The 9,141-nt window shown below is 61.5% G+C and carries 7 protein-coding genes; all 7 read left to right on the forward strand.

Features of this window, described 5'->3' with window-relative positions; all coding sequences use genetic code 11:
* Positions 1–122: 122 nt before the first annotated feature.
* The 7 genes from tssC (at position 123) to ACTZWV_RS19785 (ending at position 8,942) form a co-directional block, all read left to right on the forward strand.
* Positions 123–1,634: a type VI secretion system contractile sheath large subunit gene (gene tssC, locus ACTZWV_RS19755; RefSeq protein WP_444788175.1), complete on the forward strand. Its 1,512-nt coding sequence runs from the start codon at positions 123–125 to the stop codon at positions 1,632–1,634.
* 32 nt (positions 1,635–1,666) lie between these two features.
* On the forward strand, positions 1,667–2,506 hold the full coding sequence (locus ACTZWV_RS19760; protein WP_444788176.1) for a type VI secretion system accessory protein TagJ: 840 nt from the start codon (positions 1,667–1,669) through the stop codon (positions 2,504–2,506).
* 23 nt (positions 2,507–2,529) lie between these two features.
* The gene (tssE, locus tag ACTZWV_RS19765) at positions 2,530–2,961 is read left to right on the forward strand and encodes a type VI secretion system baseplate subunit TssE (RefSeq protein ID WP_444788177.1); all 432 of its coding nucleotides are present in this window, start codon (positions 2,530–2,532) and stop codon (positions 2,959–2,961) included.
* Positions 2,961–4,775 (forward strand): type VI secretion system baseplate subunit TssF, encoded by a 1,815-nt coding sequence (tssF, locus tag ACTZWV_RS19770; RefSeq protein WP_444788178.1) that lies wholly within the window; start codon positions 2,961–2,963, stop codon positions 4,773–4,775. Before tssE ends, tssF begins: the two co-directional genes overlap by 1 nt.
* The gene (gene tssG / locus ACTZWV_RS19775) at positions 4,772–5,761 is read left to right on the forward strand and encodes a type VI secretion system baseplate subunit TssG (protein ID WP_444788179.1); all 990 of its coding nucleotides are present in this window, start codon (positions 4,772–4,774) and stop codon (positions 5,759–5,761) included. Before tssF ends, tssG begins: the two co-directional genes overlap by 4 nt.
* A 39-nt stretch (positions 5,762–5,800) precedes the next feature.
* Positions 5,801–8,365 carry a type VI secretion system ATPase TssH gene (gene tssH / locus ACTZWV_RS19780; protein WP_444788180.1) on the forward strand — a complete coding sequence of 855 codons (2,565 nt, stop codon included), beginning with the start codon at positions 5,801–5,803 and terminating at the stop codon, positions 8,363–8,365.
* Between the two features lie 97 nt (positions 8,366–8,462).
* Positions 8,463–8,942 (forward strand): Hcp family type VI secretion system effector, encoded by a 480-nt coding sequence (locus ACTZWV_RS19785; protein WP_444788181.1) that lies wholly within the window; start codon positions 8,463–8,465, stop codon positions 8,940–8,942.
* Positions 8,943–9,141: the final 199 nt, after the last annotated feature.

Consider the following 9,141-nt stretch of genomic DNA (forward strand, 5'->3'; position numbering starts at 1 on the left):
CTCTGCGCCTGGTCGCAAAGATCCCGGAAATCGGTTGATCCGATAACGGATGTGCGGAATCGGCCCCCGGTTCAGGGGGTCTGCCGCAACAAGGATGAACAAGGGTATGAGCAGGGATGCACATGGGTGCGGCACTGAGCTTCGTTGACAAGAATTACCTCGACCGGACACCGTCCTCCCGGACGGTTGTGCCGGACCGGGGGTTTGCCGAGCGGTTGGTGGCTGAGGCTGATGACCTTCGGGCCCTGTTGCTGTTTCTGGGGCGTATGGAGCCGGGCCGCGCCTGGAGCCGTGATGAAGTGCTGGCGGTGCTGGCGACGACCATCACCCGTCTGGATCGACTGCTCAACGAACAGCTGGATGCCATCCTGCACCATGACGTCTTCCAGGCCCTTGAGGCCAACTGGCGGGGTCTGTTGCTGCTCACAGACCAGGTCGTGGAGAGTGATCGTGAAGGCCTGGTCCGGGTCCGCTTTCTGGACCTGAGCTGGGCCACACTGAGCAAGGACCTGGCCCGGTCAATCGAGTTCGATCAGTCCCGGCTTTTCGCCAAGATCTATTCCGAGGAGTTCGGTAACCCGGGTGGCGAGCCTTTCGGGCTGCTGCTGGGCGCCTACACGGTGAGCCACAGAACCCCCGGCGGCCAGGGCAATCTCGACACGCTGCGGGACCTCTCAAAGGTGGCGGCGGCCGCGTTTGCCCCGGTGATCCTGAATGCCGCCCCGAGTTTCTTCGGGGTCGATACTTTTCCGCAGTTGACCGCCGTCACCGACCTGGAAAGTCATTTCGATCAGCCGGATCTGGTGAAATGGCGAGCGCTGAGGCAGGACGAAGATGCCCGTTTTCTGGGTCTGGCGTTGCCGCGCATGATGATGCGGCCTCCTCACCTGCCCCTTGGGCAAGGGGCTGAGAGCTTCGGGTTCCGAGAGCTGCACCGGACCATGGAGAGGGACTATCTCTGGGGGCCTGCCTGTTTCGCATTCGGCACGGTGGCGATCCGGGCATTTTGTGAGTCTGGCTGGTTCGCCCAGATCCGGGGCTATCGTGAGGGCCGGGTGGCTCATGGTGTTGTGGATAATCTGCCTGCGGTCCAGCACGGCACATCAACCGGTCGTTTGTTCCCCACCCGCAGCGCCGTCGACTGGCAGATCACAGATCGCATGGAGCGGGCACTGGCCGATGAAGGCTTCCTGCCGCTGGCGCCGCTGGCCAACACCGAAATGCTGACGTTCCAGTCGGTGCCTTCGGTTCAGGCTCCGGTGGAGTACGACAAACCCTCGGCCACCATGAGCGCACGGCTGTCCGCCATGTTGCATTACACCCTGTGCGTTTCCCGTTTTGCCCATTACCTGAAGGTGATGGGGCGGGACCGGGTGGGTGGCTACCGGACGGCAGAAGACTGTGAGTCCCAGCTGCGCAAATGGCTGCACGGCTACACCATGGCCACCGAGGGTGCATCCGATGAACTGCGGGCAAGGTTCCCGCTGCGGGATGCCCGGGTGTCGGTGAGGGCCAGAGTGGGTGAGCCGGGTCGTTATTATTCGGTGATCCAGTTGCAGCCCCATTTTCAGATCGATCAGCTGGTCACCGGTATGCGATTGATCACCGAGCTTACGCCGGTGAACCGGCTCTAGCCTGCATTCAGAACAGGAAAAGGATTGAGGATATGGACGCTATCGGACAAATGTTGTCAGCCGGCCAGCTTCAGGAGGCCATCACGCAGGCTCAAGAAACTCTGCGCAGCAAGCCCGCCGCCGCAGATGTGCGGGCCACGCTGATCGAGCTGTTATGCCTCGACGGGCAGCTTGAACGGGCCGACGAAATGCTGATGTCGCTGGCGCGGTATCAGCCGGACTGGCTGGCCGGCGCCGCCAACCTGCGTCAGCTCATGCGTGCCGAGCATGCCCGCAAGGCACTGGCAGAAGGGCAATTGGCGGATGACGTTGTTGCCACCAGCGGCCCGGCTCTGGAAGCGCTGGTGAGTGTTCAGGCCGGCCTTGTTGCCGGTGACCTGGTCGCCGCTGCCGAGGCTGCAGCAGCCCTGGAGCAGTCCCGTACCCCGGCTTGTTTCCGGGTCGGCGATGTCGAAGGGGAACTGCGGGACTGTGACGACAGCCTGAACGGCTTTTTCGAAGGTCTCGGTGCGGATGGTCATTATTACCTGTGGGCCTGGGACACCATCCTGACGGTGGATTTCCATCCGGTCGCAAGCCCGGTAGAAAGCATCTGGCGGCGTGCCGATGTGGAGCTGGTGGACGGTCGCCGGGGGGAGATGTTCGTGCCCCTCACCTACGGTCGCAGTGTCACGGATGCCCAGAAGCTGGGCCGGGAAACCGACTGGCAGACTCACAGTGACAACCTGGTCACCGGTCTGGGGCTGAAGCTGTTTCTGGTCGGGGATGAAGCGGTCACCCTGGACGCAGTGAAGCGCATTGAACGGCTGGATGTGCCGGAGCCTGATCAGGCTATGGCCGAGATGGTCGCCAACGACGTGAGCGGGCACTGACCACCATGGCCGGAAAACTCCAGATGAGCTTGCTTGACCGTCTGACCGACCTTGACGAGGACCGGCCCACCCTGGCCCGGATCCGTCAGTCGGTGCGTCGTGATCTGGAGTGGCTGCTGAACGCCCGTCGTTCATGGCTCCCCTTGAAGGGTGCCGGCAAGGAACTGGAAACCTCGGTGCTGGGTTATGGCCTGCCGGACTTTACCGTGATGGAACTGAGCACCGACGACGGCCGGCAGTGGTTGTGTGACGAAGTGAAGCGCACCATCGTCCGCTTCGAGCCACGGCTGACCCGGGTCAGGGTCAGTCTGCGAGACAGCGAGGCTCCGCTGGACCGTCAGTTACGGCTGCGCATTGATGCGGTGCTGCTGGTGGATCCGGTACCGGAGCCGGTGGCTTTTGATTCCGAAGTGGAACCGGTGACCTTGTCGGTCACGCTTCAGGAGTGCGCCTGATGAGCGAAGAGCTGCTCCAGTACTACAACCGTGAACTGGCTTACCTGCGCCGACAGGGGGCCGAGTTTGCTCGCGCCTACCCGAAAGTGGCGGGTCGTTTGCGGGTCAGCGATGAAGCGGTGGAAGACCCTCATGTGTCCCGGCTGCTGGAAGGGGTCGCCTTCCTCACCTCGCAGATCCGTCAGCGCCTGGATGAGCACTTTCCGGAGCTCACCGATATTCTGATGGGCAGCCTGTTTCCGGACTATCAGTCTCCGGTGCCGTCCATGACCATCCTGCAGCTGGCAGCGTCCCGGTCTCAGACTCACCATGCACGTCTGGCCACAGATCAGGCCTTCGAGACCCGGGTCGAGAAAATGCCGGACTGTGAGTTCCGGGCGCCGGGTGAACACTATATCGCCCCCGTCAAGGTGACCGAAGCCCGCTTCGAAAACAGCCCCTTTGAGGCCCCCCGTCCCGCCGGAACTGAGGGCGCTCAAAGCATTATCACCCTGCGGCTGAAAGCACCGGTTGCCTTCAGTGAGATCAATCTGCCCAATCTGAGGTTCTACCTCCACGGTCAGTCCCACCTCAGCAACGAACTTTACGACCTGATCCACCGCACGGGCCTCGGTTTCAGTATCGTGCCCGTCAACGATCGTCGTCAGGTACGTTATTACCCGGCCCGGCAGGTCGTGCCGGTGGGCTTTGCGGAGAGCGAAGCTCTGGTGCCCTACAGCAACCGCAGTTTTGACGGGTTCCGGTTACTGGTGGAGTTCTTCCTTTTTCCGGAGAAGTTTCTGTTTGCTCAGCTCGATGATCTCGCGGGTACCTGGCCGGCGGCCGATGAGATTGAACTGACGCTTTACTTCCGGGAAACGTCAGCGGAGCTGGAGAAAAGCGTGATCGCTGATCACCTGCGGCTGTGGTGTGTGCCGGTGGTGAATGTGTTTGAGGAAACCCTGGAGCCGGTGCCTCTGGACGATACCCGCCATGAGCATCGGTTGGTATCGCGATTCCGGAAGTCTGATGCCTTCGAGGTGGTTTCGGTACGAAATGTTTCGCTGGTGAACAACGGCAAGGTGCGGGAGCTGGCACCCTATTACGGTCTTGGCCATCCCCGCTGGCAGGCCGAACTGGATGTCTCATGGCACTTGCGTCGTCAGTCCGCGGACTGGGCCGGTGGTCAGCTTGAACCCGGCACTGAAACCTGCCTCAGCCTGGTGGATCGGCGCTACCGTCATCGGGATCTGGATGCGATTCCGGATGACGAAACCCTGGTGGTGCGTGCCCTTTGCTGCAACAGGAATGTGCCTGATCGCCTGCCATTCGGCGGGGGCGCCCCGAAATTCCGGGCCGTTGCCGAGCCACTGATCGATTCTGCAACCGCTCTGATTGCACCGACATCAACCGTCAGACCCGAGCTGGATGGCGCCAGCCGCTGGCAGTTCATTCGCCATCTCAATCTTGAATATTTCGCGGGTGATGATGCCTGTGAGCGGCTGCGGTCGGTTCTGCAGCTTTACGATTTTCGTCAGACGCCGGAGTCAATGGCACTGGTCGAGGGCATCGAGAAGGTCGAGCTGAAACGGGTTGCCGCCCGGGTTGGTCGCGGTGTGCGAAGCGGTGTCACTCAGGGTACCGAAATCCAGCTGGTGTTTTCGCGGCCCCGCTATGCGGGCACCAGCGTTTATCTGTTTTCCGCTGTACTTGACCGGTTTTTTGCACAGTTTGCCCAACTCAACAGTTTCACCAGGCTGCGGATCCGGTTGTCCGGCCATAACCGCGATTACCATGTCTGGCCGGCCCGGGCCGGGGAACGGGAGCTGGTATGAGCATGAAGCAACCACTGGGAACCCTGTACCGTGAAGTCTGGCGAACCGAACGTCAGCTCACGGACGACCGTGGTACTTACCACCAGGTCGGGCACGATGGCTGGCCGGACAAGGAGTTGGTCCGCTTCCGTACCAGCCAGCATATGGGGTATGCCGGCCGGGACGTGGTCGCAAGGCACGTGCAAAGGCGGCCGGACGGTCGTCAGGTGGTGGAGCTGACGGTGGACTGTATGGGCCTGACCGGTGCCCGGGGGGCGTTACCGGCCCATTACTCGGAGCTGGTACTGGCGCAGTTGAAGCAGAAATCCCCGGCCATGCGGGACTTTTTTGATCTGTTCAACCACCGCCTTGTGTCCCTGTTCTACCGCAGTTGGGAGAAAACCCAGCCGGCTGTCCACCAGGAACGGGATGGGGAGGACGTATTCACCCGTATGCTCAAGGCGCTGACCGGCGCCAGTGAGCACTGGGAGCTTTATTACGGAGGGGCGTTCAGCCGGGGCACCCGGTCGGCGTCGACATTGCAGTCGGTGCTCGCAGATCTGGCCGGCATGCCGGTCAGGGTGCGCACCCTGCAAGGCGGCTGGGCTCCGGTTGCCCTGGATGATCAGAGCCGCTTGCCCGGGCGGGGCAACCCGGAGGGCCAGTATGCCCGGCTTGGTGATGCCATGCTCGGCAGCAAGGCGTGGATGGCGGATAAAGGTGCGTCGATCGTTTTCTATCCGGCGAACGGTCAGCAGCTGCGCCGTATTTTGCCCGGTGGCAGCCACAGCCCGGCTCTGGGACAGATCAGCAGAGTGCTTGTTCCCGCGACGACCCAGGTCCGTTACCGGCTTGTCGCCCGTCGTGGTGACCTGCCAGGTTCGCAGCTTGGGCAGCAGGGCAGACTCGGGTCGGATGCCTTTATTTCCGCCCGCACCACTACGGATAAAACCATTGAAGTGAGCTTCCGGCCAGGTGGCTCGCACCAACGCCAAGGAAAGGAATAAGCCATGTCCTCAATGACTCTGAAGTCACTGGTAGAGAAAATGAACGACAGCACCCGCCAGGCTCTGGAGGGGGCGGTCGGGCTGTGCTACCAGCGCAGCCATCATACCGTTGAGGTAGAGCATCTGCTCAAAGCGCTGCTGAAAGAGCAGGACGGCGATTTCCGGCACATATTTGATCACTACCGGATCAGCATCGAACGTCTGGAAACCGAAGTGGACCAGGGGCTGGAAAGCTTCAAGACCGGCAGTGGCGCCACACCCAGTCTGTCTCCCCGGCTGGTGGACCTGCTGCGTCAGTGCTGGCTGGATACATCCATCGAATTCGGTGAGCCCGACATGCGCGGTGCCACCCTGCTGTACACCTTGCTGAACGATCCGGCCATGGCGGCCCTGACTACCCGTTATGCCCAGGAACTGAATCGTCTGGACCCGCAACGCCTGCTCTCAGACTGGGGCACCCTGCGGAATGATCTGGACGCCGGGGCCGCGCGGGAGCCGGTTGCCCGGGGTCCTCGCAAGGAAGAGAACCTGGCCCAGTTCACCATCGACCTGACCGCTCAGGCCCGGGATGGCAAGCTTGATCCGGTACTGGGGCGTGACGACGAAATCCGGCAGATGATTGATATCCTGACCCGCCGTCGCCAGAACAACCCGATCCTCACCGGTGAGGCGGGCGTGGGGAAAACGGCTGTGGTCGAAGGTCTGGCCCAGCGCATTGCTGACGGCTCGGTACCGGATGCGCTGAAATCCGCGCGCCTGCTGACCCTGGATCTGGCCTTGCTGCAGGCGGGCGCCGGGGTCAAAGGGGAGTTCGAAAACCGGCTCAAGGGTGTTATCGAGGAAGTCCGTAACTCGCCTGACCCGGTCATTCTGTTTATCGACGAAGCTCATAACATGGTGGGTGCCGGGGGCCAGGCTGGCCAGAACGATGCCGCTAACCTGCTCAAGCCGGCCCTGGCCCGGGGTGAGTTACGTACCATCGCCGCCACCACCTGGGCCGAGTACAAGAAATTCTTCGAGAAAGATGCGGCCCTCACCCGCCGCTTTCAGGTGGTCAAGGTGGACGAGCCCTCTGAGGACATTGCCGTTCAGATTCTGCGTGGCCTGGCACCGACGCTGGAGCGTCACCACGGGGTGATCATTACCGACGACGCGGTCAAATCTGCGGTAGGCCTGTCCATGCGTTTCCTGGCCGGGCGCCAGCTGCCGGACAAGGCGGTCGCCCTGCTGGACACCGCCTGTGCCCGGGTGGCCATGAGCCAGGCGAGCATGCCGACCCGTCTCGAGAAGGCCCGGGCAGAGCTGGCGGCACTGGATCTGGAAGCGGACATTCTGGAGCGTGAAGCCCGCACCGGCGCCGAGCACGGTCCGCGCCAGGACGAGCTGGAGACTCGCCGTCACCTGGCCAGGCAGTCGGTGGAGGAGCTGGAACAGCTCTGGACCAGTGAGCAGCAACTGGTGGCCGCGGCCGGAGAACTGGGTCAGCAGCTGACCACCAACAAGGTGCCGGATGACAGCCTGCGCGGTGAGCTGAATGAACTGCGTCAGCAACTGGCCAGCCGGGAGCAGCCGATGGTGCACTGGCAAGTGGACAGCCAACTGGTGTCAGAAGTGCTGTCCGACTGGACCGGTATCCCCCTTGGGCGAATGCAGGCGGATGAGGTGGCCGGCATTCTGCGGCTGGATCAGAACCTGAAAGAGCGGGTCAAGGGACAGGACCATGCCCTCGACGACATCGCGGAAACCATCCGGGTCGCCCGGGCCGATCTGGCGGATGAGAAAAAGCCTCTCGGCGTCTTCCTGCTGGTGGGTCCGAGCGGGGTTGGCAAGACCGAAACCGCACTGGCTCTGGCGGAGCAGGTGTATGGCAGTGAGAGCAATCTCACCGTTATCAACATGTCCGAGTTCAAGGAAGAGCACAAGGTGTCCCAGCTGGTGGGCTCGCCTCCGGGTTACGTCGGCTACGGGGAGGGTGGGGTACTGACCGAAGCCGTGCGCCGCAAGCCCTACAGCGTGATACTGCTGGACGAGATGGAAAAAGCTCATCCGGGTGTGCAGGACATCTTCTATCAGGTGTTTGACAAGGGCTCTCTGCGGGATGGGGAAGGTCGGGATGTGGACTTCCGCAACACCGTGATCCTGATGACCTCCAACGCAGCCTCTGGTCAGATTGCCGACCTTTACGCGGACGAACTCACCGCGCCAGACCCGCGGGCCCTGAAAGAGGCCATCTGGGACGAGCTGCTGACCATCTTCAAGCCGGCCTTTCTCGGCCGGGCGGTGGTACTGCCCTACAAGCCACTGGGCAAGGAGCAGCTGGCCGAGATTACCCGCCTGCAGCTGGAGCGGGTCAATCAGCGCATCCGCCGTCACCACAAGGTCAGCCTCAGCTACAGCGATGCGGTGATCGACGCGGTGGTGGCCCGCTGCACGGAAGCCAGCTCCGGTGCCCGTAACATTCAACAGATATTGCACCGGGAGATATTGCCCGATGCATCCCGCCGCATTCTCGAATGCCTGGCGGATGAGACCCCCATTCAGGCGGTCGATATAGCGGTTGACGAAGAGGGCGGCATCGCCGTCAACGTCAGCACAGGGAAGTAATCGGTTCGCCGGTAAAGATCCATGGACGGCGCAGGAGCGACGGCCAGGATGACAATGTCCTCGTTACAGGACGTAATTAAAATCTAAGGAGAAACACATGCAAGCGAATACCTACCTGGACTACGAAGGTATCAAGGGCGAAACCACTGCAGAACAGTTCAAGGACCTGATCACCGTTCTGTCCATGGACTTCAGTGCGCATCGCGAAATCTCTTCCTACACCGGTACCGCCATGGACCGTGAAGCCTCTGCAACCCGCCTGGGCGATGTCACCATCACCAAGCTGCAGGACTGCGCGTCTCCCGATCTGTTCCGCGAAGCCACTATCGGTAAGGGTAAGAAGGCCGTTTTCCACATCACCAAGCAGGGTGAGGAAATCGAAGAGATCATGAAAATCGAGCTGACCGACGCCATGATTTCCAACTACAGCCTGTCCGTGCAGGGTGACCGTCCGGTCGAGAGCATCACCATCTCCTACACCGAGATGACCATGACCGTGACTCCGTCCGATGACAAGAACTCTGTCACCGCGCCGAAGGTCTACGGCTACAGTGGTGTCAGAGGTCAGAAGCTCTGATCCGGAGCCTCTGCCCCATGAAGGAGAGTGCCTTCGGGCGCTCTCCTTTCTGAACCTGATTCATACGATACATCGGAATGGCGTAAACGTTCATGGTCAAGGAAACCCAGCATCATTTTCTCAGGATTCACAGTTCGCTCGGTGACGATGCACTGGTTCTGGAAACATTGTCGGCCAGTGAAGGCCTGTCCCGGTTATT

The organism is Rheinheimera sp. NSM (genome assembly GCF_052380015.1).
Taxonomy (GTDB): Bacteria; Pseudomonadota; Gammaproteobacteria; order Enterobacterales; family Alteromonadaceae; genus Alishewanella.

What these genes read in the sequence shown, in the direction of transcription:
- ACTZWV_RS19760 (WP_444788176.1), top strand. Translation starts at nt 1,667, where the DNA reads ATGGACGCTATCGGACAAATGTTGTCAGCCGGCCAGCTTCAGGAGGCC.
- tssH (WP_444788180.1), top strand. Translation starts at nt 5,801, where the DNA reads ATGAACGACAGCACCCGCCAGGCTCTGGAGGGGGCGGTCGGGCTGTGC.
- tssF (WP_444788178.1), top strand. Translation starts at nt 2,961, where the DNA reads ATGAGCGAAGAGCTGCTCCAGTACTACAACCGTGAACTGGCTTACCTG.
- tssE (WP_444788177.1), top strand. Translation starts at nt 2,530, where the DNA reads ATGAGCTTGCTTGACCGTCTGACCGACCTTGACGAGGACCGGCCCACC.
- ACTZWV_RS19785 (WP_444788181.1), top strand. Translation starts at nt 8,463, where the DNA reads ATGCAAGCGAATACCTACCTGGACTACGAAGGTATCAAGGGCGAAACC.
- tssG (WP_444788179.1), top strand. Translation starts at nt 4,772, where the DNA reads ATGAGCATGAAGCAACCACTGGGAACCCTGTACCGTGAAGTCTGGCGA.
- tssC (WP_444788175.1), top strand. Translation starts at nt 123, where the DNA reads ATGGGTGCGGCACTGAGCTTCGTTGACAAGAATTACCTCGACCGGACA.